This is a genomic window from Streptomyces sp. NPDC048441, from assembly GCF_043200235.1.
In the GTDB taxonomy this organism is placed as follows: Bacteria; Actinomycetota; Actinomycetes; order Streptomycetales; family Streptomycetaceae; genus Streptomyces.
In genome coordinates, this window is the sequence record NZ_JBICXM010000001.1 from 569,556 (window position 1) to 595,713 (window position 26,158).

The following is a 26,158-nucleotide window of genomic DNA, read 5'->3' on the forward strand; positions in this document are numbered from 1 at the left end:
ACTCCTGCCGAGTGTAGGCCGGACCCGTCACCATCGAGACACGAAGCGTGAAATCCGGTGGGAAAGGGGAGCCACGTCATGGCTGAAAGCAAGGCGCACTCGACGCTATGCGTCGAAGAAGCGGAGGAGACCATGAAGGAATTGCGTGCCGCACTCGCGCGGGCCGGAATTATTCTTCCGTCATTGCGGATCGACCCCACATCTTGGGCCCGCGAAGCCCCCTGCCCACTCATCGAATTGGGCGGATGCTCCGTCGACACGGCGGCACGCCTCGCCGTCGCCCTGCCACGTGGCGAAGGTGAGGGGCCAAAGTGAACCTCAACCTTCCGATCGGCGCCTACGCCGTGGACACCCGCACGGGACAGGTCGGCAGGGTCATGGGCCATGAAGGGCCGTATATCCAGCTCCGCCCCTTCGGCGGCGGCCGGGAGTGGGACTGCGAACCGGACGCGCTCAGAACCGCCACCACATCGGAGAGGCTCCGCGCCGCGACCGCCTATGCGAATGCCCGAAGTAGGGGCGAAGTGCCGTGACGTAAGGTGCGGGCGCATGGCGATATGGAAGAAGTGGAGCAAGCCGAAGGCCGAGTCCAAGTACCCGACGCCGCTCACCATGCACCAGCTGTGGATGGTGTCGCTGAGCGCGCCGGTGAGCCGGGACAAGGACGCATCCCGGACGACCCTGTATCCGTTCACCCGCGTCGACGACGGCAAGGCCGAGAAGTGGCTGGCCGAGCAGTGGGAGATCACCGCGCCCGAGCAGCTGCTCGGGCGCCTGAGCGGGCTCGCGAGCACCGGCTACCGTGCCATGGCCCAGCGCCGCCTCGGCGTCGCACCGCTGGCCTGGGACATCGCGCTGTACGTGGACATCTCACGGCGCGGCTTCGCCTGCGGGATGCTGAGCGAGGCCGACACCTGGAACCGGCTCAAGAACGTCGTGCCGACGGTCGCGGGGACGTACGCCTCCTGGCAGGAGTACGCCGACCACTACCTCCTCGGCAGGCAGGTCTGGCGCGAAAGCCTCCAGGGCACCCAGGACGAGAGCTTCCCCGCCCCGCAGGCCGCCTCGGACGCCCACCTCCAGGCGCTTCTGGACCCGGCGAACCGGACGAGCCCGTGGAACCTCGCCCCCTGGGAAGCGATCAGCCAGCCCGATCACACGCCACGTCGGGCGCGGGCACTCGGTGGCCGACCTGCTCGGCGATGAGCCGCCGGTAGTTCGGGCACTGGGTGACGTCCTCGTGCCCGCAGTTCAGGCCGCCCTCGATGAGCTCCAGTGAGGCCTGGGCCGCCGCGATTCTCGATCGCAGGTCCTCGGCTTCGCGGGCCAATATCTTGTGCCGGGTGGCGCGGTCGACGGTGGCGGAGAGGCTCCTTATGGTGTCCAGGCCGAGACCGGCCTCCTTGCAGAGGAGGATCACCGCCACGCGGTTGAGGTCGTCCGCTCCGTAGCGGCGGCGCCCGCCCGCGTCCCGTCCGGGGTGCAGCAGGCCCATCGACTCCCAGTGCCGCAGGACGTGCGTGGCCAGGTCGAACCGTGCGGCGAGGGCGCCGATACTCATCGCACCGACGTCGCCGACATCGCTTGACTTCATGCCGACATTAAGTCGCAGCCTGGCGTCCATGTCATCCAAGTCATTCATGTCATCCAAGAACCGGGAAGCAGTGGAAGAACACCGCGACACCGAGGCCCTGTTGGCCGTCCTCGACGCGGCGGACCAGATGCCGAGCGCCACCCGGCTGCGGACGCGCTCCTACGAACTGCTGTCCCTGGAACCGGGCTCCACCGTCGTGGACGTCGGCTGCGGCGCCGGACGCGCCGTCGCCGAGCTGGCCGGACGCGGGGTCCACGCGGTGGGCGTGGACCCCGACCCGTGGATGCTGGGCACGGCCCGGGAACGGTGGTCGGCGGCCGAGTTCCGCCAGGCGGGGGCGGAGGAACTGCCGTTCACCGACGGGAGCGTGCGCGGCTACCGTGCCGACAAGGTCTTCCACGTGCTCCAGGAGCCGGGGCGCGCGGTGGCCGAAGCCCGGCGCGTCCTCTGCCCGGGGGGCAGGATCGTCGTGACCGGGCAGGACTGGGACGCCATCATGATCGACTCAAGTGACGCGGCGCTCACCCGGACCATCGTGCACGCCCGCGCCGACCTCCTGGGTGCGCCCCGCGCCGGCCGCCAGTACCGCAACCTGCTCCTGGACGGCGGCTTCGGCGATGTCACCGTCGAGGTGCACACCGGCGTGTTCACCGACCCCGCGATGCTGCCGCTGCTCACCGGGCTCGCCGAGTCGGCCTGCGCCGGTGGCGCCGTCAGCCGGGACCAGATCGACGAGTGGCTCGCTGACCAGCACCGACGCGCCGAGGCCGACCGCTTCCTCGTCGCCATTCCATTCTTCGTGGCAGCCGCCTCCGCAGCTAGGCCTCCAGGTGCCTAGTGCTGCTGCGGCTTCGACGGAGTCACCTCGCTCGGCCGCACGATGACGTACCCCTCACCCCGCAGCATCAGCTGCACCGCTTCCCCGGAACCGCCCCTGATCATCGAGCCGATGGACTGCGAGCGGTGCAGGGTGGTGTCCAGGTTCGCGGTCCAGCCGACCACCGCGTCCGTGTCGACGTACACCGGCTGCTGTGGGGACACCGGGATCACCAGCGGATTGCCCTCGCAGACCAGACCGAGCCGCCCGGCCCCGGTGAAGACGCTGTTGAAGAGGCCGCCGCCGGTGATGCCCGCGCCCTTCACGGTCTTGATCTCGTACGAGAGCGTCGCGTCGAAACAGAGGACGTTGCGGCCGTTGACGGTGAGGACGTCACCCGGCTCTATGTCGACGATGAAGCAGTTCTGCGCCTCGTGCGCGAACCACGCCTCGCCCTGGCCGCGCACGGCCATGAGCGGGAGACCCTCACCGGTCATGGCCCGCTTGAGCATCCCGCCCACGCCCTGGCCCTTGCGCTCGAACTGGAGGTCACCGCGGTAGGCGATCATCGCGCCCTGCCGGGCGTGCATCTCGCCGTTGACCGCGTACTTGATGGACTTGGCATTGTGCAGGGTCATCCCGGGGACGACGGACTGCTGCGCCATGTGCTCGCTGGAGAACAGGTCACTCTTCATGCCCACATCTTGGGCTACGGCTTCCGGGCACGGAAGCCGTAGCTTGGCGGACGCCCCAGGTGTGGCAGAACCGGATCAGTAGGCGACCTTGCCCGTGCCGTCGTTGCCGCCGGAGAACTCCAGGTAGAACTCCCAGCCGTTCGGGACGTTGGCGTCGAGCACCTTCCACTCGCCCGCCTTGGCGTACTGGTAGTCCTGGCAGCCGTGGCGGTAGCAGATCTTGACGTGCCGGTTGTAGTTCACCTTGATGTTGATGTCCGCGCAGTTGCTGGTGGTCCTGGCCCAGGCGGTACCGGCCGGCCAGATCGCCGTGGTGCCGTTGCCCTCGGCCTTGTAGTTCTTCGCGCTGCCGTAGCAGGACTGGATCTGGGCCCCGGCCTTCGGCACGTCGGCGCTCGCCGTCGCGGCGGTCGCGGCGGCCATTCCTCCCCCGAGCATGACGGCGGTCAGAGCGATCGGAGCCATGCGTGAACGTATGCGCATGAGTGTTTCCCCCTGTTTCAGCTTCATCCGTGGTCACCGGCGTACTCGCCGACGAGTGGAGAAGTTACGCGGAGGCGCGGTGGGACACGTCAACCTATGGGCGTCAATAGCGGGTAAACCTAGGCGTTAGCCGGGTGCGGAGTAAACCAGCGCGGCAGGTATCACGCGGGCGATCAGCCGCCAGTAGGGGCGATCACCCACCCCGGCCACGGCTGTCGGCCCCGTACGCGAGAATGAACCCATGAGTCTGTTCCGTGATGACGGCGTCGTGCTGCGCACCCAGAAGCTGGGTGAGGCGGACCGCATTATCACGCTGCTCACCCGCAACCACGGCCGCGTCCGCGCGGTCGCCCGTGGCGTGCGGCGCACCAAGTCCAAGTTCGGTGCCCGCCTCGAGCCGTTCTCGCACGTCGACGTGCAGTTCTTCTCGCGCGGCAGCGAACTCATCGGGCGTGGACTCCCGTTGTGCACACAGAGTGAGATCATCGCTCCGTACGGTGGCGGGATCGTCGCCGATTACGGGCGCTACACCGCCGGTACGGCCATGCTGGAGACGGCGGAACGGTTCACCGACCATGAGGGCGAGCCCGCCGTGCAGCAGTATCTGCTGCTCGTGGGCGGGCTGCGGACGCTCGCCAACGGAGAGCACGAGTCGAATCTCGTCCTCGACGCGTTTCTTCTCCGCTCCCTCGCCGTGAATGGTTACGCGCCCAGCTTCAGCTCCTGCGCCAAATGCGGAATGCCCGGCCCGAACCGGTTCTTCTCCGTGGCCGCCGGTGGCTCCGTCTGCGTCGACTGCCGGGTGCCCGGCAGCGTCGTACCCTCGCTGGAAGCCCTCGGCCTGCTCGGTGCGCTGCTCACCGGAGACTGGGAGACGGCGGACGCGTGCGAGTCGCGGCATGTCAGGGAGGGCAGCGGGCTCGTTTCCGCCTATCTGCACTGGCACTTGGAGCGCGGGCTCCGGTCCTTGCGGTACGTCGAGAAAACCACGTAACAGACGTAGCAGATGTAGCAGACGTAATAGACGTAATAGACGTGACAGAGAATAGCTAGCTAGGTAGGAGAGAGAGCCCCCCATGGCACGACGCGGAATCCTCGGACGGTCCCGCCGTCAGTACAACGCCCCCGAGCCGCACCCCTCGGGCGCCACGCCGCCGAAGATCCCCGGCGAGCTGGTGCCCAAGCATGTGGCGATCGTCATGGACGGCAACGGGCGTTGGGCGAAGGACCGCGGTCTGCCGCGCACCGAGGGGCACAAGGTCGGTGCCGAGCGTGTCCTCGACGTTTTGCAGGGCGGCATCGAGATGGGCGTCGGGGCGATCTCGCTCTACGCCTTCTCCACCGAGAACTGGAAGCGTTCGCCGGACGAGGTGAAGTTCCTGATGAACTTCAACCGCGACTTCATCCGCAAGACCCGCGACCAGTTGGACGAGCTCGGTATCCGGGTGCGCTGGGTGGGGCGGATGCCCAAGCTGTGGAAGTCGGTCGCCAGGGAACTGGAGATCTCCCAGGAGCAGACCAAGGACAACGACAAGCTCACCCTGTACTTCTGCATGAATTACGGGGGGCGGGCCGAGATCGCCGATGCGGCGCAGGCCCTCGCCGAGGACGTGAAGGCGGGGCGGCTCGATCCCTCCAAGGTCAGCGAGAAGACCTTCGCGAAGTACCTGTACTACTCGGACATGCCGGACGTCGACCTTTTCCTGCGCCCGAGCGGCGAGCAGCGCACCTCCAACTACCTTCTCTGGCAGAGCGCTTACGCCGAGATGGTCTTCCAGGACGTCCTGTGGCCGGACTTCGACCGCCGCGACCTGTGGCGAGCCTGCCTCGAATACGCGTCGCGCGACCGCCGTTTCGGCGGGGCGATCCCGAACGAGCAGCAGATCGCCGACAGTTAGCCAGTCAGCCATACGTGCCTACGTGCCTACGTACGTGAGGGGCCCCACCGTCAGCGCGACGGTGGGGCCCCTCACGTACGTACGGCTACTTGCTCGCGCACTCCGCACACGTACCGAAGATCTCGACCGTGTGCGCCACGTCCACGTACCCGTGCTCCGAAGCGATCGCCTCGGCCCACTTCTCGACCGCCGGGCCCTCGACCTCGACCGCCTTGCCGCACACCCGGCAGACCAGGTGATGGTGGTGGTCGCCGGTGGAGCAGCGGCGGTAGACCGACTCGCCCTCGTCGGTGCGCAGCACGTCGACCTCGCCGGCGTCGGCGAGGGACTGGAGCGTCCGGTAGACCGTGGTCAGGCCAACCGAGTCGCCCTTGTGCTTGAGCATGTCGTGCAGGTCCTGCGCACTGCGGAACTCGTCCACCTCGCCCAGGGCCGCCGCCACCGCGGCGCGCTGCCGGGTGGATCGGCCTCGTACCGGGGGTCCCGCAGCTGTTGTCACAGGTGCCTCCTCCAACTGATCACTCGCACGATCGCCCGCACATCTGTCGTATCCCGTCGGGCCATTGTGCCAGCTCGCTCTCAGACGGTGACCTCGTCAGCCGGGCGCCGCGCCTCGGGGACGTCCTTGGAGTCGGCCGCCGTGCAGGTTGCTGCCTCCGTGGCGGTCATGGCCCGTGCCCGCCGTCGCGCCAGGGGCGTCGCGAGGGCCGTCAGGACGATGAAGACGCCGATCGCCATCAGGACGATGGTCGCTCCGGGCGGCACGTCCTTGTAGTACGACGTGGCCGTGCCGGACAGCGTCACGGCGGTGCCGATGACCACCGACAGGATGAACGTCACCTTGAACGAGCGGGTGATCTGCTGGGCCGCGGCGACCGGCACCACCATGAGCGCGCTCACCAGGAGCAGGCCGACGACGCGCATCGCGACGGTCACCGTCACGGCTGCCGTGACCGCGATGAGGAGGTTCAGGGCCCGGACCGGCAGCCCCGTCACCCGTGCGAACTCCTCGTCCTGGCTCACCGCGAAGAGCTGCTTGCGCAGGCCGACCGTGACCAGGACCACAAAGGCCGCGAGTAGGCAGATCGCCGTGACGTCGGAGTCCGAGACCGTGGAGAGCGAGCCGAAGAGGTACGAGGAGAGGTTCGCGTTCGAGCCGGTGTCCGAGAGGTTGATCAGTAGGACACCGCCCGCCATGCCGCCGTAGAAGAGCATCGCGAGGGCGATGTCGCCGCGCGTCTTGCCGTACGCCCTGATCAGCTCCATGGTCACCGCGCCCACGACGGCGATCAGCGTCGCCATCCACACGGGGCTGGAGTTGAGGAGGAAGCCGAGGCCTACGCCCGTCATGGCGATGTGGCCGATGCCGTCGCCCATCAGGGCCTGGCGGCGCTGGACGAGGTAGATGCCGATGGCGGGGGCCGTGATGCCGACGAGGACGGCGGCGATCAGCGCCCGCTGCATGAATTCGGTCTGGAAGATTTCCATCATCAGCTCAGCAGTCCCGTGCGGATCGGCTCGTGCTCGTCGGCCGAATGCGGATGTACGTGGTCGTGGCCGGGCAGCGCGTGCTGGCCCGTGGCCTTGGGCGGCGGGCCGTCGTGCGTCACGCAGCCGTCGCGCAGGACGACCGCGCGGTCGATCAGCGGCTCCAGGGCACCGAGCTCGTGCAGCACGAGCAGGACCGTCGTACCGGCCGCGACCTGCTCGCGCAGGGTCTGGGCGAGGATCTCCTGGCTCGCCAGGTCGACTCCCGCCATGGGCTCGTCCATGATCAGCAGGTCGGGCTCGGAGGCGAGGGCGCGGGCGATGAGCACGCGCTGGTGCTGGCCGCCGGAGAGGGCGTTCACGGAGTCCTTGGCGCGGTCGGCGAGGCCGACGAGCTCGATGGCCCGGTCGACCGCCGCGCGGTCCGCCTTGGTCGTCCAGCCCAGCTTCGTCAGCTTCGTACGCGAGAGACGCCCGGCCGACACGACCTCGCGGATCGTCGCGGGGACGCCGCCCGCTGCCGTCGTGCGCTGCGGTACGTAGCCGATGCGGGCCCACTGGCGGAAGCGCTTCAGGGGGGTGCCGAAGAGGCTGATGTCGCCGCCGGTGAGGGGGACTTGGCCGATGACGGAGCGTACGGCGGTGGACTTGCCCGAGCCGTTCGCGCCGAGCAGGGCGACGACCTCGCCGCGCCTGACGGTGAGGTCGATGCCGCGCAGCACCGGGCGCGCGCCGAGGGTGGCCGTGGCCGCCCTCACGGATATGACGGGCGGGGCGGGCTCTGTGTCTGTCATCGCGGGCGCCTCCGATGCTGCTGCCGCTAGCCGTTGTTTCACTTCGCGCCGAGGGCCTTCTGCAGCGCGGCGAGGTTGGACTGCATGACCTCTACGTAGTTATCGCCCTTGGACTTGTCCGTGATTCCCTCGAGCGGGTCCAGGACGTCCGTCTTCAGGCCCGTGTCGTCCGCGAGGGTCTTGGCGGTCTTGTCGCTGGCGAGCGTCTCGAAGAACACGGTGGAGACCTTGTCCTTCTCGGCGGTGTCCTGGAGATCCTTGATGTGGGCGGGGCTCGGGTCCGACTCGGGGTCGATGCCGGAGATGCCCTCCTGGTCCAGGCCGTAGCGCTCGGCGAGGTAGCCGAAGGCGGAGTGCGTGGTGATGAAGGTCTTGGTCTTGGTGTCCTTCAGGCCGTCCTCGAACTTCGTGTTCAGGCCGTCCAGCTTCTTGACCAGGGCTTCGGTGTTCTTCTTGTACGCCGCCGCATGGTCGGGGTCGGCCTTCTCCATGGCCTTGCCGACGCCTTCGGCGACCTCGGCGTACTTCACGGGGTCGAGCCAGATGTGCGGATCGGCACCGGCTTCGCCCTCTCCGGCGTGCTCTTCCTCTTCGCCCCCGTGCTCCTCGCTCCCGTGGTCGTGGCCGACCTCGGTGCCGTGCTTCTCCAGCTTGGTGAGCCCGGCGGCATCCACGGTGTTCTTCACGCCGGACTGGCCGATGGCGTCGTCGACGGCGGGCTGGATGCCCTTGAGGTACAGGATGAAGTCCGCTTCGCCGAGCGAGGCGGTCTGCTTCGGGCTGAGCTCCAGGTCGTGCGGCTCGACACCCGGCTTGGTCAGGGTGTCGACGGAGACGTGATCGCCGCCGATCTCCTGGGCGAGGTACTGCATGGGGTAGAACGACGCGGTCACGTTCAGCTTGCCGTCGCCGTTCTTGTCGGCCGCGTCGGAGGACGAGCAGGCGGACAGGGCCGTGAGGCCGAGGAGCGTGGCGGAGGCGACGGCTGCGGTGGGTATGAGGCGACGTACGTTCATGACACTCATTTTCAACAAATGTGGAAACGATTGTCAACTAGCTGTCCGATCTGCGGTGGATGTGCGGTCGACCGGGAACCGATTTGATTAGGGGGGTAAGGCCGCCGGTAACCTGAGTCATTCGCTTCGCCCACCGTCGTAATGAAGAGAGCACCGTGGCCGCCGACAAGATCGACAGCATCGTCAGCCTGAGCAAGCGCCGTGGCTTTGTTTACCCGTGCAGTGAGATCTACGGCGGCCAGCGTGCCGCCTGGGATTACGGGCCGCTCGGCGTCGAGCTCAAGGAGAACCTCAAGCGCCAATGGTGGCGTTACATGGTCACCTCGCGTGAGGACGTCGTCGGTATCGACTCGTCGGTGATCCTGGCCACGGAGGTCTGGCAGGCCTCGGGTCACGTCGCGACGTTCTCCGACCCGTTGACCGAGTGCCTCTCCTGCCACAAGCGCCACCGCGCCGACCACCTGGAAGAGGCGTACGAGGCCAAGCACGGCCGTCCGCCCGAGAGCCTGGCCGACGTCAACTGCCCCAACTGTGGCACCAAGGGCCAGTTCACCGAGCCCAAGCAGTTCTCCGGGATGCTCTCCACGCACCTCGGCCCGACGCAGGACAGCGGCTCCGTCGCCTACCTGCGCCCCGAGACCGCACAGGGCATCTTCACCAACTTCGGTCAGGTCCAGCAGACTTCGCGCAAGAAGCCGCCCTTCGGCATCGCGCAGATGGGCAAGTCCTTCCGCAACGAGATCACGCCCGGCAACTTCATCTTCCGGACCCGCGAGTTCGAGCAGATGGAGATGGAGTTCTTCGTCAAGCCGGGCGAGGACGAGACGTGGCAGGAATACTGGATGGAGCAGCGCTGGAACTGGTACACCGGCCTGGGCCTGCGCGAGGAGAACATGCGGTGGTTCGAGCACCCGAAGGAGAAGCTCTCCCACTACTCGAAGCGCACCGCTGACATCGAGTACCGCTTCCGCTTCGGCGGCAGCGAGTGGGGCGAGCTCGAGGGCGTCGCCAACCGCACGGACTACGACCTGTCCGCGCACTCCAAGGCGTCGGGCCAGGACCTGTCCTACTTCGACCAGGAGGCCGGCGAGCGCTGGACTCCGTACGTCATCGAGCCCGCGGCGGGCGTCGGCCGCACGATGCTGGCCTTCCTCCTCGACTCGTACATCGAGGACGAGGCGCCCAACGCCAAGGGCAAGCTGGAGAAGCGGACGGTCATGCGCTTCGACCACCGCATCGCTCCCGTGAAGGTCGCGGTCCTGCCCCTCTCCCGCAACCCGGATCTCTCGCCGAAGGCCAAGGGCCTTGCGACGGCCCTGCGGCAGAACTGGAACATCGACTTCGACGACGCGGGCGCCATCGGCCGCCGCTACCGCCGCCAGGACGAGATCGGCACGCCGTACTGCGTGACGGTCGACTTCGACACCCTGGACGACAACGCGGTTACGGTGCGCGAGCGTGACTCGATGAAGCAGGAGCGGGTCTCCCTCGACCAGATCGAGGGCTACCTGGCCTCGCGCCTGGTGGGCTGCTGACGCCGCTGACGCTCGGTGCCGCTGGGCACTCACTGAGTGAAGCTTGAAAGAAGCCCCCGGTTCCGCATACGGAACCGGGGGCTTCTGCTGCACACTGGGCGCCATGCCTTCGATGACCACGAGCAAGGTCAGCAGATGGGACCAGCACGGGCGCGAGCATGTCGTGCACGTGCAAAAGGCGGGTGTGCAGCGGCAACTGAGCTGCGACACCTGCGATTGGGGCAGGAAGGTGCAGTTCCTGCCGTGGCTCAAGGCGGAGGAACACCTCGCCGATGAGCATCAGGCGACGGTGGATCCTTCGGTGCCTTGAGCTCGCAGGCCGCGCAGGACCAGGTCGACCACGGCCGTGAAGGCGGATTCGATGCCGGGCTTCGACCATTCTCCGGCGTAGACCGGGTCGTGGAAGCGGTTGGTGGCGTCGAAGACCGCGCGGGCTGTTGATGCGGGGTCGGTCGGGGCGAACACGCCCTGGGCCACGCCTTCTTGGATGATGGCGGCGAGCTGCGCGTCGAGGTCGGCGATGTGGGCGTCCACCACGTCGCTGTTCTCCTGCGCCAACACCGTGTACGTGGCGAACAGTTCGGGGTCGTCACCCGCTTTGTGCTGCTTGGCCTCGAACAGGCCCGAGAGCCAGTGGCGCAGCTTCGCCTCAGGGGGTTCGGGGGTGGCCACCACGGCGGCGAGTGCGGTGGACGTGCGGTCCAGCCAGCGTTTCGTGACCGCCCCGCGCAGTTCCGCCTTCGTACGGAAGTGGCGATAGACCGTGCCATGGCTGACCCCGAGCACGCGGGCCACGTCCACGACGGTGGCCTTCGCCGCTCCGTGGCGGCGCAGCATCTCCTCGGTCGCTTCGAGGATGCGCTCGGTGGTCAGGGTGCCCGTTGCCATGACAGTGACCGTACCCGGGGCGGATCAGTGCTCGCTGTCGAGGTGTGCCATCTGAGCCTCCGGGTAACGGGCGCCGGATGCCGCGCCCGCCGGGACGGCCTGCTCGATCGCGGCGAGGTCGGCCGCGTCGAGCGGCACGTCGAGGGCGCCGAGCGCCTCGGTGAGACGGTCGCGGCGGCGGGCGCCGACGAGCGGGACGATCGCCGCGTCGTGCCGCGGGCCCTGCGCGAGCACCCAGGCGATGGCGGTCTGAGCGACGCTGACGCCCTTCTGCTCGGCGATCTTGCGCAGGGCGTCGACGAGGTCGAGGTTCCGGTCGAGGTTCTCGCCCTGGAAGCGGGGGCTCATCGACCGGAAGTCGTTAGCGCCCAGCTTGCGGTCGCGGGTGAAGTGGCCGGAGATGAGGCCGCGGGAGAGGACTCCGTACGCCGTGATCCCGATGCCGAGCTCGCTGACGGTCGGCAGGATCTGCTCCTCGATGCCGCGTGAGATGAGCGAGTACTCGATCTGTACGTCGGAGATGGGGGCGGTGGCGGCGGCGCGGCGGATGGTGTCGGCGCCGACCTCCGAGAGCCCGATGTGGCGGACGTGCCCCTTCTCGACCAGCTCGGCGATCGCGCCGACGGTCTCCTCGATGGGGACGTCGGGGTCGATGCGGGCGATCCGATAGACGTCGATGTGGTCGACGCCGAGCCGCTGGAGCGAGTACGCGGCGAAGTTCTTGACCGCTGCGGGCCGCCCGTCATACCCGGCCCAGCCGCCGTCCGGGTCGCGGAGGGCGCCGAACTTGACGCTGGTGAGGGCCTGCTCGCGGCGGGCGGCGGGGGCGGAGCGGAGGGCTTCGCCGATCAGCATTTCGTTGTGACCCATGGCGTAGAAGTCGCCGGTGTCGATGAGGGTGACGCCCGCTTCGAGGGCGGCGTGGACGGTCGCGATGGACTCCGCGCGGTCGGCGTCTCCGTAGAGCGCGGACATGCCCATGGCGCCGAGGCCGATGGCGGAGGACTGGGGGCCGGTGTTTCCGAGAGTGAGAGTACGCATGTGTCCACCATGACATGACAGATGACAGATTTCAATATCTGTCATCTGTCATCTGTCATTCCGAGGGTGGCCCGGGTCGTGTGGAGTCACCCTCCGAACCGCGTCACCTTTCCGAACCGCGTCACCCTCCGAACCGCGTCACAAACCCCCGCTGCCACGGCGTCTCCACCGCCCGCGCCGCATAGTGCTCCCGCACATAAGCCACCGCCTCGCGCCCCGGCACCCCGTCCAGTACCGCCACGCACGCCAGCGCCGTCCCTGTACGTCCCTGCCCTCCGGCGCACGCGACCTCGACCCGCTCCGTCTCCGACCGCTCCCATGCCTCGTGCAAGGCGGCGGCCGTCGCCGCGCGGTCGGTGGGCAGCCGGAAGTCCGGCCAGCGGAGCCACCGGGACTCCCAGTCGACGCCGGGCGGTTCCTTGCCGAGGAGATACAGCGCGAAGTCGGGCGTCACGCCCTCCGGAAGCGGGTGCCGCAGGCCCCGGCCTCGGATGAGGCGGCCCGAGGGGAGTCGCAGGACGCCGGGTGCCGTGGGGTCCCAAGTCGCAGTCATGGCGCGAGAGTAGTGCTGGGCCGGGCCGCCGAGTCCGCCGAGCCGGCGTCGAGCCGCTCCGCGGTCCGCCGCGCGGTCTCCCTCGCCCACCGGCCGCTGGTCAGCGCGCCCAGTACGAGTACCGCGAGGCCGCACCCCGTGATGATCCACCAGGCGGGGCGGCTCGCCTCCGTGAAGGTGTCGGCGTACGACGATGAACCCACCCCGGAGGCAAGTACCGCGCCGATGACCGCGACGCCCAGGGTCTGGCCGATCTGGCGGCTCGTGGAGGCGACGGCGGCGGCGACGCCTGCCTGGGAGCGGGGCATTCCGGAGACCGCGGTGTTGGTGATGGGGGCGTTCACGAAGCCGAAACCGAGGCCGAAGAGGACGTATCCGAGGAAGAGCGTCCCGTTGGACGTCTCCGCGTCGAAGGCGGCGAACAGTACCCCGGAGGCCGTCATCGCGACCCCCGCGATCAGGAGCGGCAGCCGCGGGCCCCGGCTGCCGATCAGGCGGCCCGACAGCGGGGCGCAGACCAGCGTCATCGCCGCCATCGGCAGCATCCACACGCCCGCGTGCAGGGCGTTCAGGCCGCGCACGTTCTGGAGGTAGAGCGTGGAGAGGAAGAGGAAACCGCCGAGCGCGGCGAAGGCGCTGATCGCGATCACCGTGGCCCCGCTGAACGGCGCCGAGCCGAAGAAGCGCAGGTCGATGAGGGGGTCGGCGCGGCGCGGCTCGTAGGCAAGCAGCCCGATGAGGGCCAGGAGCGCGGCAGCCGCGAACGCGATGATCAGCGGGGAGGTCCAGCCCGCCGTCGGGGCCTCGATGATCGCGTACGTCAGGGCGCCGAAAAGCACCATCACCAGGAGCTGGCCCACGGGATCGGGGCGGCGCGGCTTGGGGGCGCGGGACTCGGGGACGTACCGGATGGTGAGGAGCAGGGCCGCGAGGCCGACCGGCAGGTTGATCCAGAAGATGGACCGCCAGCCGACCGAGTCCACCAGGAGTCCTCCCACCAACGGGCCCGCGGCCATGGAGATGCCGACCACCCCGCCCCAGACTCCGATGGCACGCGCACGCTCGCGGGGCTCGGTGAAGGTGTTGGTGATGATCGACATCGCCACCGGGTTGAGCATGGAGCCGCCGACCGCCTGGAGCATCCGGAAGGCCACGAGCGATTCGAGGTTGGGGGCGAGGGAACAGGCGACGGAGGCGGCTGTGAAGACGACAAGGCCCACCTTGAAGATCTTCCGGCGCCCCACACGGTCCGCCGTCGAGCCCGCGAGCATCAGGAGCGTGGCGAGTACGAGGGTGTAGGCGTCGATCGTCCACTGCATACCCGAGATGCTGGTGCCGAACTCCCGCGCCATGGAGGGCAGGGCGACGTTCAGGACGGTGTTGTCGAGACTGACGATGAGCAGGCTCATACAGCAGATCGCGAGGACGAGCATTCGGCGGCGGTGCGTGAGCTGGGGCGGTGCGAATGGTGGTGCGACGGGCATGGCTTCGACGGTATCCCGGCGGGGTGGATGCCGCGCACGCGCGTCATCGCGTCATTGCGTGCGTCATTGCGTGCGTCATTGCGTGCAGCGCTGCACCCGTCATCACGTGCGTCATTGCGTCATAGGGCCGTGCTCGTGCTCGTGCTCGTGCCCCGCACCCCCGCCCTCAGCCGAGCGTCCGAGGCAGCCGCAGGCTCAGCAGGGCCATGCCGAGCAGCCCCGCCAGCTGCGCCCCGAGCACGATCGCGAACGCGTCCCGCATACCGAGGCCCGGCACCAGGGCCAGGAAGAGCGAGCCGAGCGTCGCGACGCCGAGGGCCAGGCAGGACTGCTGGACCGTCGCCGCGAGACCGCTGCCCGCGCCCGCCTTCGCCGCCGGGACCGCGGCGAGCACGATGCGGTAGTAGAGGGCGAGCTGCACACCCTGCCCGACGCCGCACAGGGCGAGCCCGGGGGCGAGCACGAGCGGGGTCAGTGACGGAAGAGGCGTCCACAGCACCGTCAGGGCGAGGATCACGAGCCCCGAGCCGTGCACCAGGGCGCACACGGTCAGCGCGCGGCTGCCGAGCCGCGTCACCAGGCGCGGGGCCAGCATCGACGCCGCGAACTGGGCGATGCCCATGGGAATCAGGGTCAGGCCGGACTTCAAGGGGCTGAAGCCCAGCCACTGCTGGAGCGTCACCGCGCTGACGAACATCCAGCCCGCGAAGCCGATGAAGATGGGCAGGCCGATGGTGAGACCCATGCGTACGCCGGGTTCGCGAAGGAGCGACGGGGGAAGGAGCGGGCTGCCGCCGGTGCGCTCGGCGCGCAGCTCGACGCGGGCGAACGCCCAGGCGAGGAACGGTGCGGCGACCAGGGACAGCACCGACCACAGGGGCCAGCCCGCGGCCCTGCCCTCGGTCAGGGGAAGCAGCAGCGCGATCAGGGACGCGGCGAGCAGGAGCGTGCCGCCGATGTCGCTGCGGGTGGGCTGCTCGGCACGGCTGTCCGGCACGGAGCGCACCGCGCAGAGCAGGGCGGCGACCGCGATGGGGGCGTTCACCAGGAACACCGCGCGCCAGCCGGTGCCCGCGAGGTCGGCGGAGACCAGGACGCCGCCGAGGACCTGGCCGAGGATGATGGAGATGCCGCCCACCGAGCCGTAGAGGGCGACCGCCTTCGACCGCCGCTCGCCCCGCGTCGTCGCGTGGATGGTGGCGAGGACCTGCGGCAGCATCAGCGCGGATGCCGCCCCCTGCGCGATGCGCGCCCCCACGAGCCACCAGGCGCCGGGCGCGAGCCCGCAGGCCAGCGAGGTCACACCGAAGGCGGCCACGCCCCAGAGGAAGAGCGTGCGGCGCCCGTAGGTGTCGCCGAGCCGCCCGCCGAGTACGAGCAGGACGGCGTACGCCACGGCATAGCCCGCGACGACCATCTCCAGGGTGGCGGGGGAGGCGTGCAGGTCGTGTTCGATGCTGGGCAGGGCGACGTTGACGATGAAGAAGTCGATCATCGGGAGCGCGGCGCCGAGCAGGATGGTGACGAGGCCCAGCGGGGTCAGGGCGGGGGAGGCGTCTGATGCGGACCGGTCGGGGGCCGGGGTGGTCGGAGTCGGCTTCAGGACGTGGGCCGTGGAGTTCGTGAGGTTCACGAGTACGACGCTCGTCGAACATTCAGCCTGGTACCAGAGTCTCTTTATCCTGGTACCTGTACTACCTGGAAACAGGGTCGCCGGGCAGGCAAGCTGTCCCCATGGACCAAGCTGTTCCCATGGACATCGCAGCACCCGCGCAGCCGCAGCCGCAGCCCGACCGCATCCGCCGCAGCGAGCTCGCCGACTTCCTGCGCAGCCGCCGCGAGCGCATCACCCCTGAGCAGGCGGGCCTGCCCCGGGGCCCGCGCCGCCGCACGCCGGGCCTGCGCCGCGAGGAGGTCGCGCACCTCTCCACGGTCGGCGTCACCTGGTACACGTGGCTGGAGCAGGGCCGCGCCATCCACGTCTCGGGCCAGGTGCTCGACGCGCTGTGCCGCGCCCTGATGCTGGACTCCGGCGAGCGCGCCCACCTCTTCCAGCTCGCGGGCACCGCCGACCCCTCACCGGCCGCCGAGATCGCGTCGGTCCCGCAGGGCCTGCTGCGGATCGTCACCCAGCTCGAGCCGTACCCGGCGTGCGTGCAGAACTCCCGCTACGACATCCTCGCCTACAACGCCACGTACGGAAATCTCCTCGCCGACCTGGACGCGCTGCCGCCCGAGGACCGCAACTGCATGTGGCTGACCTTCACGCACCCCGCCTGGCAGGCCGCCATGGATGACCGCGCGGAGACGATGCGCAGGATGGTCGCGAGGTTCCGGGCGCGGATGGCCGGGCACCTCGCCGACCCGGCGTGGAAGACGCTGCTCAGGAGGATGCGCAAGGCTTCACCCACGTTCTGCGAACTGTGGGAGCGGCATGAGGTGATGCAGGCGGTGGACCAGTCGAAACGGTTCAACAATTCGCTCGTGGGCCCGCTGCACTTCACGTACCACGGACTGTGGCTCGGCCCGGCCGAGGGCCCGCGCCTGGGGACGTACGTCCCGGCAGACGCGCGCTCGCAGGCGGCGACGGAGGAGCTGCACCGCCTGGTGAAGGCCGGGCGCGTGGGCAGTCGCGCGGGCACTCTCGCGGATGAGGGACAATAGGAGGTCCGCCCTCGCCTCAGCCCCGCCCGTCCCGGAGGAACCCCGCGCCATGGAGCCCCTGCTTCAGATCGGCCCGCACGCAGTGCGGCCGCCCGTCGTGCTCGCCCCCATGGCGGGCATCACGAACGCGCCGTTCCGGACGCTGTGCCGGGAGTTCAGCGGCGGCAAGGGCCTCTTCGTCAGCGAGATGATCACGACCCGCGCCCTGGTCGAGCGCAACGAGAAGACTATGCAGCTGATCCACTTCGACGAGACGGAAAAGCCCCGCTCGATCCAGCTGTACGGCGTCGACCCCGCGACCGTCGGCAAGGCGGTCCGCATGATCGCCGAGGAGAACCTCGCCGACCACATCGACCTGAACTTCGGCTGCCCCGTCCCCAAGGTCACCCGCAAGGGCGGCGGCTCCGCACTCCCGTACAAGAGGCCCTTGCTGCGCGCGATCCTCCGCGAGGCGGTCGTCGGCGCCGGGGACCTGCCCGTCACCATGAAGATGCGCAAGGGCATCAACGACGAACACATCACGTTCCTCGACGCGGGCCGCATCGCGGTCGAGGAGGGCGTCACGGCGATCGCCCTGCACGGCCGCACCGCCGCCCAGCACTACGGCGGCACAGCGGACTGGGACGCCATCGCCCGCCTCAAGGAGCACGTCCCCGAGATCCCGGTGCTCGGCAACGGCGACATCTGGTCGGCCGCCGACGCGATGCGCATGATGAAGGAGACGGGCTGCGACGGAGTCGTCGTCGGCCGCGGCTGCCTCGGCCGCCCCTGGCTCTTCGGCGACCTGGTGGCCGCCTTCGAGGGCACGGGCGCGCCCAAGGCGCCGGACCTGCGCGAGGTCGCCGCCGTCATGCTCCGGCACGCGACCCTCCTCGGCGAGTGGATCGGTGACGAGGCGCGCGGCGTCATTGATTTCCGCAAGCACGTGGCCTGGTACCTGAAGGGCTTCGCGGTCGGCTCGGAAATGCGCAAGCGCCTCGCGATCACGTCATCCCTGGCCGAACTCGAAGAGGGACTCGGCGAGTTGGACCTGGACCAGGCATGGCCCACCGGCGCGGACGGCCCGCGAGGCCGCACATCGGGCAACAACCGAGTGGTCCTGCCGGACGGCTGGCTGAAGGACCCCTACGACTGCGCGGGCATCAGCGAGGACGCGGAGCTGGACACCAGCGGGGGCTGAACAGCGCCTAGGCCAGGATGACTTCCACCGGCAGCTCCTTGATCCCGTTCACGAAGTTGGACCGCACCCGCCGAACTTCACCAGTCACCCGAATATCCGCGAGCCGCGGCAGCAACTCCTCGAACATGATCCGCATCTCCAGGCGGGCAAGGGAGTTGCCCAGGCAGAAGTGCGGGCTGCCTTTGCCGAAGGTGACGTGGTCGATGCTCTCGCGGGTCACGTCGAAGCGGTAAGGATCAGGGAAGACGTCCGCGTCCCGATTGCCCGATGCGAACCACAGCACCACCTTGTCCCCCTCCCTGATCAGCTTGCCGCCGAGTTCCACATCACGGGTCGCCGTACGCCGGAAGTGATAGACGGGCGAGGCCCAGCGCAGGCACTCCTCGACGCCGCCAGGGATGAGCGAGGGATCGGCGGTGAGCTTGGCGCGCTCCTGCGGGTGGTCGATCAGGGCGAGCGTGGAGTGCGAAATGGCGTGCCTGGTCGTCTCGTTGCCCGCGACGACGAGCAGCAGAAAATAGTTGTCGAAGTCGGTGTCGGAGAGCGGGATGCCGTCCTTGGGCGAGTTGTTGACCAAGGTACTCACCAGGTCGGTCCCACCCCCGCCCCGCCGCTTGGCGGCCAACTTCCGCCCGTACTCGAAGACTTCGAGGGCGGCAGGGGACCGGAAGGGCAGATCGCGGTACTGCTCGCTCTCCGCACTCTCCAGAAGTACGTCGGCGTAATCAGGGTCGGTGTTGCCGATGATGCGGTTGCCCCAGTCGATGAGCTGCTGGGTGTCCTCCTCGGGAACGTCGAGCATCCGCGCAAGCACATTGATGGGGAAGTCCGCCGAGATCTCCCGCACGAAGTCGAAGGTGCCCTTGGGGAGAGCCGCGTCGAGGGTGCGGGCGGTCAGACCGCGCAGAAACGTCTCGTACGTCGCCACCGCGCGCGGCGTGAACTGCTTCTGCAGAATCAGCCGCATCGCACGGTGCCGCATACCGTCGGTCTCCAACAGTGAGCGGCGCAGAGCGATCTGGTCCTCATCGACCTCCTCGAGATTGGTGAACCGCATAGACGTGAAGGTCTCCGGGTCACGATCGACACGCACGATGTCCTCGTGCCGGGTGACCGCCCAGAAACCGGAGTTGGGCGCGGGCTCGGGCTGCCAGTGGACGGGGTCCTCGCGGCGCAGCACGTCGAACATCCGCCAGGGCAGGGTGCCGTCGGTGAAGTTGTCGTTGTCGGCGAGGTCGACGTCGGCGAGGGCGAGGGGCGCGGGGCTCGCCGTGACCGTACTGGGCATGGACGTACTCCTTCTCGGGATCTCATGGGGCGGCGCGGTCAGATGAGGAAGGCGTACTCCGTGAACTCCCAGTCGGTGATGTGCTGTTGGAAGCGCTCGATCTCATTGCGCTTGTACGCGAGGAAGGCGCCGGTGAAGTCGGCGCCGAGGAGCCCGGTGAGCGCCTCGTCGGCCTCCAGGGCGTCGAGGGCAGCCCCGAGCGTGCTGGGGAGGCGGGGCGCGGAGTCCTCCTGGTATCCGTAGCCCTCCAGGGGTGCCGGTGGCTCGGCCTTGTCGCGGATGCCGAGGAGGAGGGCGGCCACGGCACCGGCGATGATGAGATACGGATTGGCGGAAGCATCGCCAAGTCGCAGCTCAAGCCGTGTTCCTGAGCCTCGCTCAGGTGGTATCCGGAGCATCGCGCTGCGATTGTCCAGACCCCAGTCGATCAGCCAGGGGGCAAGGGTGTCGGGACCGAACCGCTTGTACGAGTTGATGGTCGGGTTCAGCAGGGCGCTCAGCGCGGGTGCGTGCCGCAGCAGCCCGGCGATGGCGTGCCGGGCGGTCGCGGAGAGACCATCGGGCGAGCCCGCGTCCTCGAAGACATTGCGTCCGGCACCGTCGAGCAGCGAGATGTGCAGGTGGAATCCGGAGCCGCCGAGACCGTTGAACGGCTTGGCCATGAAGGTCGCGAGCCGCCCCTCGCGACGGGCGGTCTCCTTCACCGCGGCCTTGAACTGGAAGGCGCGGTCGGCGGCGTCCAGGGCGTCGGAGTGGTCGAGGTTGATCTCGAACTGCCCGCCGTCGAATTCATGGTTCCCCGCGATCACACCGATGCCGAGGTCGGCCAAGTGCCGCAGGGTGCGCAGGAGATGACCGTCGGGGTCGCCGCGCCGCCCCGCGCTGTACACATTGCCGGTGGCACCGCCGTACACGGTCCAGCCGGAGGCCTTGGTGGGGTCGGCGTCGCAGAGGAAGTACTCCAGCTCGGGCCCGACGACAGGGGTGACCGCGAGGCCGGCGTACTCCTCCGCCCTCTCAAGTACCCGGCGCAGCAAGGCGCGTGGCGATTCCGGAGCGGGTTCGCCGGTGGCGGGGTCGAAGGTGTCGCCGAGGCACCAGGCGACACCGGGCTCCCAGGGCAGCGGCTGGAGGGTGGCCAGATCTGGACGTACGGAGACATCGGGAAGCCCGGCCTCGAGCCCGCCCGCGATGGGGACGACGTCGCCCTGGGGGCTGGTGTGGTAGACGGCGCGGCAGAAGGAGAGGCCGTGGCCGCAGGCGCCGGGCAGATGCCCGACGAGGATGTCTCGGCCGCGGTCGACGCCGATGAGGTCGGGGTAGATGACGCGGACGACGTCCGTACCTCCGGCGCGGAGGGCTTCGACGGTCTCTGCGATGTGGCTCCGCTGGGTTGCGCTCGCTTCACTCACCCGTGGTCCAGCCTTTCGGAGAGGTGGATCGGGGGCTATCGTTTGAGACCAAACGATAGAAACCCTGAGGGGTACGCGCAAGCCCCTCAGGGGGAGTTGTGCCGAAGTTCCCCAGCGGGGCGGCCGCGACCGCCGACGGCCCACGGTCGCGCGTCCGACAGGAGGGGGCGTGTCGGTATTTCCGCCCGGAGCACGGTTCGCAGAACTCCGGTGTCGAAGCATCCAGGCGCTCGGACCGTGATGGCGAGGACGGACATACCGGCGCGACCCCGCCCCACGACGAGACGAAACGCAGCCACTCCCCATGGCGCCACCTCCGCCGGAGGCATATCGTACGGACCCAAACGACTACCCAAGGAGTCCACGGTGTCCGGATCCCAAGGATTCTTCCCGCCCAAAACGGCGACGGGCCGTTCATCGCTCATCCCCACCCCGCCCTGGCACTACTCGGGCGACCTGCTGACGATCGAGTACCGCACAAACCCCGCCCGAATCCGTGAACTGATCCCCGCCCCCCTGGAGTTGGCAGCCGACGACCCGGGCGCGGTAGCTCTCATCTGGGCAGACTGGCAGTCCTGCGGAGACTCCAGGTCAGAGCTGCTCGACCCGGTCCGCGCCCAGTACAAGGAGTGCTTCGCCGTCGTACGGTGCGGCTACCGAGGCCGCACCTACTCCCGCTGCGTCTACATCTGGGTCGACAAGGACTTCGCCATGGCCCGAGGCATCCACCAGGGCTACCCGAAGAAGCTCGGCTCGATCCATCTGACGCGGCCGCACCCCTTCGGCCCTGCCCCCCGCATCGAGGCGGGCGCAGCCTTCGGCGCGACACTGGCAGCCGCCGACCGGCGCATCGCCCAGGCAGTGGTGACCCTGCGCGAACCCTCCGAGACGAACGGCTTCGTCAACGCCCACCCCATGGCTCACCACCGCCAACTCCCCTCCATAGACGGCAAAGGGCTGGCCCTCGACGAACTCATCGCGACCGGGGCGGCAGCTTTCGAGGGCGGCAAGGCCTGGTCCGGGGACGCCGAACTGAGCCTCTTCGACGCCCCCACGGAGGAGTTGGCGTCACTGACGGTGGAGGAGCCGATAGGGGCGTACTACCGCCAGGTGGGAGTCACTTGGAACGGCGGAAAACTCCTGGACCGAGCGCTGTAGCCCAGCCCAGCCCAACCCAGCCAGCCCAACCCAGCCAGGTCAAGCCAAGCCAGGTCAAGCCAAGCCAGGTCAAGCCAAGCCAGGTCAAGCCAAACCAAGGGTGTCATTGCCCCGCAGCGGAGCCGATCCCGGCGTACGTGTCCGGCCGGAACCGCCGCAGCCACACGCCCCACGCAACCCCCGCCGCCGCGGCGATGAGGATCAGGCACGGCAGGATCCACCGCAGCGGATTGCCCGAGGAAACCCCCAGTTGCACGCTGAAGTTGGTCAGCGCGAGCCAGAAGATGACGGCGAGCGCGACGCCGGACAGGAGCGGCGCGATCAACCGGTTCCACAACGGCTCACTCACCACCTCACCGACTGCCTCACGACGGCGTACGAAGTAGGCGATGACGGAAGCCGATGTGGCGAACAGAAGCAGAATCACCCCGAGGGCACCGAGGTTGGTCAGCCAGGTGAAGACATCCATCACCGGGTCGCGCCCGGCAAGCGCGAAGACGGCGATGACGACGGCGCTGACCAAGGTCTGGAGCAGCGAACCCCGGTAGGGCGACGTGTGGCGTGGATGGAGAGCGCCGAGCCCGCGAGGCAGTACACCCTCCCGGCCGAGTGAACGTACGTACCGGGCAACGGCGTTGTGGAAGGAGAGCAGCGCGGCAAGCAGGCTGGTGATGAGGAAGAGCTGGGCGAAGTCGGAGAAGACCGAGCCGAGGCTGCCCCGGTCACTGAGGAAGAACAGCATCTCGGGCCCCTGCTCGGCCGCGACCTTCGTGGCCCGCCCGGTACCGGCCCCGCTGATCATCGCCCACGCGGTGACAGCGTAGAAGACACCGATGAGAGCGACGGCGATGTACGTCGCCCGTGCCACCGTCCGGCGAGGATCACGGCACTCCTCGCTGTAGAGTGCGGCCGATTCGAAGCCCATGTACGCGGCGAAGACGCAGCACAGGGCGACTCCGAGGGAGCCGTCGGTGGCGGCGCCCCAGGTGAGCGGCGAGGTGGAGATGCCGTCGGGCGCGTCGGCGAACTGGCCGATGTCGAAGACGAGTACGGTCCCGAATTCGAGGACGAGCAGCACGGCGAGCACCTTCACGCCCAGGTCGACGCGGAGGTAGCCAAGGACGCCCACGACGGCCGTGCAGGCGAAGACGAGCGCCCACCAGGGGATGTCGACGCCGGTCTTGGAGTCGATGAACTGCGCGGTGGTCGCGCCGAAGAGGCCCGCGATGCCGATCTGCATGGCGTTGTACGCGAGCAGCGCGACGAAGGCGGCGCCGACACCCATGGAGCGGCCGAGGCCCTGCGCGGTGTACGCGTAGAACGCTCCGGCACCGGTGATGCGCCGGCTCATCGCCGCGTATCCGGCGCTGAAGAGGGCGAGGACGACGCCTATGAGGAGGTAGAGGAGGGGGATGCCCAGGATCCCCGTGACGCCGAGGGACTGCGGTATGCCACCGGCGGCCACGGTGAGCGGTGCGGAGGCGGCGACGACGAAGAAGACGATGCCGGTGACGCCGATGCGGCGCTCGGGGGCGGAGGCGAGAGGGAGGGGAGGCGCGGGCGAGGGCGCGCCGTGGTGATCGATGGTCATACCGGGACTCCGGGGAGGGGAGGGCGTTTCCGCTGGAAACGCGTTATCGTTTGAGCCCGTACGAAATTCGAGTGGCGCTGATGGTACGGACGCGTATGCGCCCCGGCAAGAGGCCTTGGGAGACTGGGGGCGCACAGGCGCCACCGGCACCACAGGGACGAGGAGATACGGACGTGACGGGCAACCGTTCCATTCGCGAGACCGAGAAGGCGGTCCGGGCCAAGCTCGGCGGCACCCCCGTCAAGTACGAGCAGATGGCCGCCGTCTCGAACATCTACCGCGCGGCATCGGCCGTGCGGCAGCACTTCGAGAACTCCGTGCTGCGGGGGGCCGAACTGACGTGGACGTCGTTCGTCGTGCTGTACGTGGTGTGGATCTGGGGAGAGATGGAGACGCGGTACGTCGCCGAGGAGGCGGGAATCTCCAAGGGCACGCTGACCGGGGTGGCCCGAACGCTCGCGGGCCGGGGCCTGCTTGAGCGGCGGGGCCACCCCGACGACGGCAGGCTCGCACTGCTGCGACTCACGGGGCAGGGGGAGCGGCTGATGGAGAAGGTGTTCCCGGAGTTCAACGCGGAGGAGGTGTTCGTGGCCGAGGGGCTGACGGTCGAGGAGTGCGGGGTCCTGGCGGACCTGCTGCGCAAGATCGTGGTGCAGACGGAGGAGAAGGGGGACGAGCGGCGGGTGGAACTACTGGACGGTGCCGATCCGGCGCCTCGCCGGAGTGGCAGGCGGGCGAAGGGGTAACTTCCCTCGACCTCGACCTCGACCTCGACCCCGACCCCGACCCCGACCCCGACCCCGACCTCGACCCCGCCCCTTCCCGAATAGGGCAGTCAACGGGCGGAGCCTCAAAGCTGGATCCAGGTCGTCTTCAGCTCCGTGTACTTCTCCACCGCATGTACCGACTTGTCCCGCCCGTTCCCCGACCGCTTGTAGCCGCCGAACGGCACCGTCACATCACCCTCCTCGTAGCAGTTGACCCACACCGTCCCGGCCCGGAGGCGCCGCGCCACCGTGTGCGCGGTCGACAGGTCCGAGGTCCAGAGGCCGGCCGCGAGCCCGTACTCCGTGTCGTTGGCCAGCGCGACCGCCTCGTCGAGCGAGCCGAAGGTGAGGACGGAGAGGACAGGGCCGAAGATCTCCTCGCGGGCGAGCGGCATGGCGGGGGTGACCCGGTCGAAGACGGTCGGCGCGAAGTAGCTTCCGCCGGGGACGACTTCGCGCGCCGCACCTCCCGCCCGCAGCCGTGCCCCGCTCTCCGCACCCCGCCGTACATGGTCCTGGACGGAGTCCACCCGCGCCGCCCCCGCAAGGGCGCCCATCTCCGTGGCGGGGTCAAGCGGGTCGCCCACCCGCAGGGTTCCGGCCCGTTCGACGACCGCCGCGGTCACCTCTTCGGCCACCGACTCGTGGACGAGGAGCCGTGAAGGCGCCGTACACATCTCGCCCTGGTTGAAGAAGATGCCCCAGGCCGCCGTGCCTGCCGCCGCCGCGAGGTCGGGGGCGTCGGGCAGGATGATGTTGGGGGACTTGCCGCCGAGCTCGAGCCAGACCCGCTTGAGGTTGGAGTCGGCCGCGTAGTGGAGGAAGTGACGGCCCACCGCTGTGGAGCCGGTGAAGGCGATGACGTCCACGTCCGGGTGGCGGCCGAGCGCGCGGCCCGCGGTCGGGCCGTCGCCCGCGATGACGTTCAGGGCGCCGGGAGGCAGCCCCGCCTCGTCGGCGATGCGGGCGAGCAACAGGGCTGAGAGGGGCGTCAGTTCGGAGGGTTTCAGGACCACCGTGCAGCCCGCGGCGAGGGCCGGGGCCACCTTCCAGGCCGCCAGGGTCAGGGGGAAGTTCCATGGGACCACCGCGCCCACCACGCCGGACGGCTCGCGTGTGACGAGGGCCAGCGCGTCGGGGGTCGTGTGCGGGGCGGTGTCGGTGAGTTTGTCCGCGAGCTGGCCGTACCAGCGGAAGGTGTTCGCCAGGGCGCGCAGCTCGATGGCGTACGACTCCGTGATCGGTTTGCCGTTCTCCAGGGTGACTGTGAGGGCGAGGGCGGAGCGCTGCTCTTCGATGAGAGCAGCGATCCGCAGCAGGGTCCGGCCCCGGTCGGCGGGGGAGAGGCGTGGCCACGGCCCGCTGTCGAAGGCGCGGCGGGCGGCGGCGACCGCCAGGTCCACCTCCTTCTCGCCCGCGTCCGCGACCAGCGCGAGCGTGCGGCCGTCGCGCGGCGAGACGACGGGGAACGCACTTCCCGAACCGTCCGTGTCGGCGCCCGCGATGCGGTGCCGGGTGGGGAACGTGAGCGCTTCGGCCCGCCGTATCCAGTCCTGATGGCTGCTGGTGGACAGGGCGTCATCCGGCATGGATGCCTCCAGGGGTGCCGTGGGCAGGGCAGGTGCGATCGCCGCAAGCCGCAAGCCGCAAGCCGCAAGCCGCAAGCTGCAAGCCGCAAGCCGCAAGCCGCAAGCCGCAAGCCGCCACGCGCAGCGACAACGCGTCCGCACCTTTCGTTTGAGTTCAAACGGTAGCCGAACAGGGCGCCCCGATCGAGGGGTTGACCCCGCCGCCCCGCCGCTTCTAATGTTG

Annotated in this window: 28 protein-coding genes; 12 read left to right on the forward strand and 16 right to left on the reverse strand. The window is 69.1% G+C overall.

From position 1 onward, the window contains the following. Positions 1-78: 78 nt before the first annotated feature. Genes ACGFSB_RS02490 through ACGFSB_RS02500 form a run of 3 tightly spaced genes read left to right on the forward strand, consistent with a single transcriptional unit; the run spans position 79 to position 1,206 of the window. The gene (locus ACGFSB_RS02490) at positions 79-315 is read left to right on the forward strand and encodes a hypothetical protein (RefSeq protein WP_393392859.1); all 237 of its coding nucleotides are present in this window, start codon (positions 79-81) and stop codon (positions 313-315) included. Beyond that, entirely contained in the window at positions 312-533 is a 222-nt protein-coding gene (locus ACGFSB_RS02495) for a hypothetical protein (RefSeq protein ID WP_393393871.1), read from the forward strand. The genes ACGFSB_RS02490 and ACGFSB_RS02495 overlap by 4 nt, the downstream gene beginning before the upstream one ends. Positions 534-549: 16 nt before the next feature. Continuing rightward, positions 550-1,206 (forward strand): DUF1266 domain-containing protein, encoded by a 657-nt coding sequence (locus ACGFSB_RS02500; protein WP_393392860.1) that lies wholly within the window; start codon positions 550-552, stop codon positions 1,204-1,206. On the opposite strand, the gene ACGFSB_RS02505 is transcribed toward ACGFSB_RS02500, so the two are convergent. Continuing rightward, positions 1,142-1,594, reverse strand: coding sequence for a MerR family transcriptional regulator (locus ACGFSB_RS02505; RefSeq protein WP_393392863.1), 453 nt, complete (start codon positions 1,592-1,594; stop codon positions 1,142-1,144). The two genes, ACGFSB_RS02500 and ACGFSB_RS02505, sit on opposite strands and share 65 nt — an antisense overlap. Before the next feature lie 28 nt (positions 1,595-1,622). Here ACGFSB_RS02505 and ACGFSB_RS02510 point away from each other — a divergent pair, with 28 nt between their 5' ends. Further along, positions 1,623-2,432, forward strand: a complete 810-nt coding sequence (locus tag ACGFSB_RS02510; RefSeq protein ID WP_393392865.1) for a methyltransferase domain-containing protein — start codon at positions 1,623-1,625, stop codon at positions 2,430-2,432. Here ACGFSB_RS02510 and ACGFSB_RS02515 read toward each other — a convergent pair. Next, on the reverse strand, positions 2,429-3,106 hold the full coding sequence (locus ACGFSB_RS02515) for an AIM24 family protein (RefSeq protein ID WP_393392868.1): 678 nt from the start codon (positions 3,104-3,106) through the stop codon (positions 2,429-2,431). The two genes, ACGFSB_RS02510 and ACGFSB_RS02515, sit on opposite strands and share 4 nt — an antisense overlap. A 75-nt stretch (positions 3,107-3,181) precedes the next feature. Beyond that, positions 3,182-3,571, reverse strand: a complete 390-nt coding sequence (locus ACGFSB_RS02520; RefSeq protein WP_393392871.1) for a hypothetical protein — start codon at positions 3,569-3,571, stop codon at positions 3,182-3,184. A gap of 259 nt (positions 3,572-3,830) precedes the next feature. Between ACGFSB_RS02520 and recO the strand changes: the two genes are divergently transcribed. After that, on the forward strand, positions 3,831-4,583 hold the full coding sequence (gene recO, locus ACGFSB_RS02525; RefSeq protein WP_393392874.1) for a DNA repair protein RecO: 753 nt from the start codon (positions 3,831-3,833) through the stop codon (positions 4,581-4,583). Between the two features lie 82 nt (positions 4,584-4,665). Continuing rightward, positions 4,666-5,487 (forward strand): isoprenyl transferase, encoded by an 822-nt coding sequence (locus ACGFSB_RS02530; protein ID WP_393392877.1) that lies wholly within the window; start codon positions 4,666-4,668, stop codon positions 5,485-5,487. 85 nt (positions 5,488-5,572) lie between these two features. On the opposite strand, the gene ACGFSB_RS02535 is transcribed toward ACGFSB_RS02530, so the two are convergent. The 4 genes from ACGFSB_RS02535 to ACGFSB_RS02550 form a co-directional block, all read right to left on the reverse strand. Beyond that, positions 5,573-5,986 carry a Fur family transcriptional regulator gene (locus ACGFSB_RS02535; RefSeq protein ID WP_393392879.1) on the reverse strand — a complete coding sequence of 138 codons (414 nt, stop codon included), beginning with the start codon at positions 5,984-5,986 and terminating at the stop codon, positions 5,573-5,575. 80 nt (positions 5,987-6,066) lie between these two features. After that, positions 6,067-6,975, reverse strand: a complete 909-nt coding sequence (locus ACGFSB_RS02540; RefSeq protein WP_393393786.1) for a metal ABC transporter permease — start codon at positions 6,973-6,975, stop codon at positions 6,067-6,069. 2 nt (positions 6,976-6,977) lie between these two features. Beyond that, entirely contained in the window at positions 6,978-7,769 is a 792-nt protein-coding gene (locus ACGFSB_RS02545; protein ID WP_393392881.1) for a metal ABC transporter ATP-binding protein, read from the reverse strand. 38 nt (positions 7,770-7,807) lie between these two features. Then, entirely contained in the window at positions 7,808-8,785 is a 978-nt protein-coding gene (locus tag ACGFSB_RS02550) for a metal ABC transporter substrate-binding protein (protein WP_393392883.1), read from the reverse strand. Positions 8,786-8,940: 155 nt separating this feature from the next. Here ACGFSB_RS02550 and ACGFSB_RS02555 point away from each other — a divergent pair, with 155 nt between their 5' ends. Both ACGFSB_RS02555 and ACGFSB_RS02560 read left to right on the forward strand, forming a co-directional pair. Then, positions 8,941-10,320: a glycine--tRNA ligase gene (locus ACGFSB_RS02555; RefSeq protein WP_393392885.1), complete on the forward strand. Its 1,380-nt coding sequence runs from the start codon at positions 8,941-8,943 to the stop codon at positions 10,318-10,320. A 103-nt stretch (positions 10,321-10,423) separates the two neighbouring features. Further along, complete coding sequence (locus tag ACGFSB_RS02560; RefSeq protein ID WP_393392888.1) at positions 10,424-10,630, forward strand: hypothetical protein; 207 nt, start codon at positions 10,424-10,426, stop codon at positions 10,628-10,630. Here the strand turns inward: ACGFSB_RS02560 and ACGFSB_RS02565 are convergent. The 5 genes from ACGFSB_RS02565 to ACGFSB_RS02585 all read right to left on the reverse strand — a co-directional run bounded on the left by ACGFSB_RS02565 (position 10,600) and on the right by ACGFSB_RS02585 (position 15,919). Then, a complete protein-coding gene (locus ACGFSB_RS02565) occupies positions 10,600-11,208 on the reverse strand; it encodes a TetR family transcriptional regulator (RefSeq protein ID WP_393392891.1) in 609 nt (202 codons plus the stop codon). The genes ACGFSB_RS02560 and ACGFSB_RS02565 overlap by 31 nt on opposite strands. A 24-nt stretch (positions 11,209-11,232) precedes the next feature. After that, a complete protein-coding gene (locus ACGFSB_RS02570; protein WP_393392893.1) occupies positions 11,233-12,249 on the reverse strand; it encodes an aldo/keto reductase in 1,017 nt (338 codons plus the stop codon). A gap of 121 nt (positions 12,250-12,370) precedes the next feature. Continuing rightward, complete coding sequence (locus tag ACGFSB_RS02575) at positions 12,371-12,802, reverse strand: protein-tyrosine phosphatase family protein (RefSeq protein WP_393392895.1); 432 nt, start codon at positions 12,800-12,802, stop codon at positions 12,371-12,373. Further along, the gene (locus ACGFSB_RS02580; RefSeq protein WP_393392898.1) at positions 12,799-14,286 is read right to left on the reverse strand and encodes an MFS transporter; all 1,488 of its coding nucleotides are present in this window, start codon (positions 14,284-14,286) and stop codon (positions 12,799-12,801) included. Before ACGFSB_RS02580 ends, ACGFSB_RS02575 begins: the two co-directional genes overlap by 4 nt. 166 nt (positions 14,287-14,452) lie before the next feature. After that, positions 14,453-15,919, reverse strand: coding sequence for an MFS transporter (locus ACGFSB_RS02585; protein WP_393392901.1), 1,467 nt, complete (start codon positions 15,917-15,919; stop codon positions 14,453-14,455). 119 nt (positions 15,920-16,038) lie between these two features. Between ACGFSB_RS02585 and ACGFSB_RS02590 the strand changes: the two genes are divergently transcribed. Both ACGFSB_RS02590 and dusB read left to right on the forward strand, forming a co-directional pair. Further along, the gene (locus tag ACGFSB_RS02590) at positions 16,039-16,950 is read left to right on the forward strand and encodes a helix-turn-helix transcriptional regulator (protein ID WP_393392904.1); all 912 of its coding nucleotides are present in this window, start codon (positions 16,039-16,041) and stop codon (positions 16,948-16,950) included. Positions 16,951-16,999: 49 nt separating this feature from the next. Then, positions 17,000-18,130: a tRNA dihydrouridine synthase DusB gene (dusB, locus tag ACGFSB_RS02595; RefSeq protein ID WP_393392906.1), complete on the forward strand. Its 1,131-nt coding sequence runs from the start codon at positions 17,000-17,002 to the stop codon at positions 18,128-18,130. A gap of 7 nt (positions 18,131-18,137) precedes the next feature. On the opposite strand, the gene ACGFSB_RS02600 is transcribed toward dusB, so the two are convergent. Next, positions 18,138-19,418 (reverse strand): cytochrome P450, encoded by a 1,281-nt coding sequence (locus ACGFSB_RS02600; protein ID WP_393392909.1) that lies wholly within the window; start codon positions 19,416-19,418, stop codon positions 18,138-18,140. A gap of 38 nt (positions 19,419-19,456) precedes the next feature. After that, entirely contained in the window at positions 19,457-20,830 is a 1,374-nt protein-coding gene (locus ACGFSB_RS02605; protein WP_393392912.1) for a glutamine synthetase family protein, read from the reverse strand. Between the two features lie 366 nt (positions 20,831-21,196). Here ACGFSB_RS02605 and ACGFSB_RS02610 point away from each other — a divergent pair, with 366 nt between their 5' ends. After that, positions 21,197-21,988, forward strand: coding sequence for an acetoacetate decarboxylase family protein (locus ACGFSB_RS02610; protein ID WP_393392914.1), 792 nt, complete (start codon positions 21,197-21,199; stop codon positions 21,986-21,988). A gap of 103 nt (positions 21,989-22,091) precedes the next feature. Here ACGFSB_RS02610 and ACGFSB_RS02615 read toward each other — a convergent pair whose 3' ends face one another. Further along, complete coding sequence (locus ACGFSB_RS02615; protein ID WP_393392916.1) at positions 22,092-23,579, reverse strand: APC family permease; 1,488 nt, start codon at positions 23,577-23,579, stop codon at positions 22,092-22,094. Positions 23,580-23,752: 173 nt separating this feature from the next. Between ACGFSB_RS02615 and ACGFSB_RS02620 the strand changes: the two genes are divergently transcribed. Continuing rightward, a complete protein-coding gene (locus ACGFSB_RS02620; RefSeq protein WP_393392919.1) occupies positions 23,753-24,325 on the forward strand; it encodes a MarR family winged helix-turn-helix transcriptional regulator in 573 nt (190 codons plus the stop codon). A 104-nt stretch (positions 24,326-24,429) separates the two neighbouring features. Here the strand turns inward: ACGFSB_RS02620 and ACGFSB_RS02625 are convergent, their stop codons facing one another. Beyond that, on the reverse strand, positions 24,430-25,935 hold the full coding sequence (locus ACGFSB_RS02625) for an aldehyde dehydrogenase (protein WP_393392921.1): 1,506 nt from the start codon (positions 25,933-25,935) through the stop codon (positions 24,430-24,432). Between the last annotated feature and the right edge of the window lie 223 nt (positions 25,936-26,158).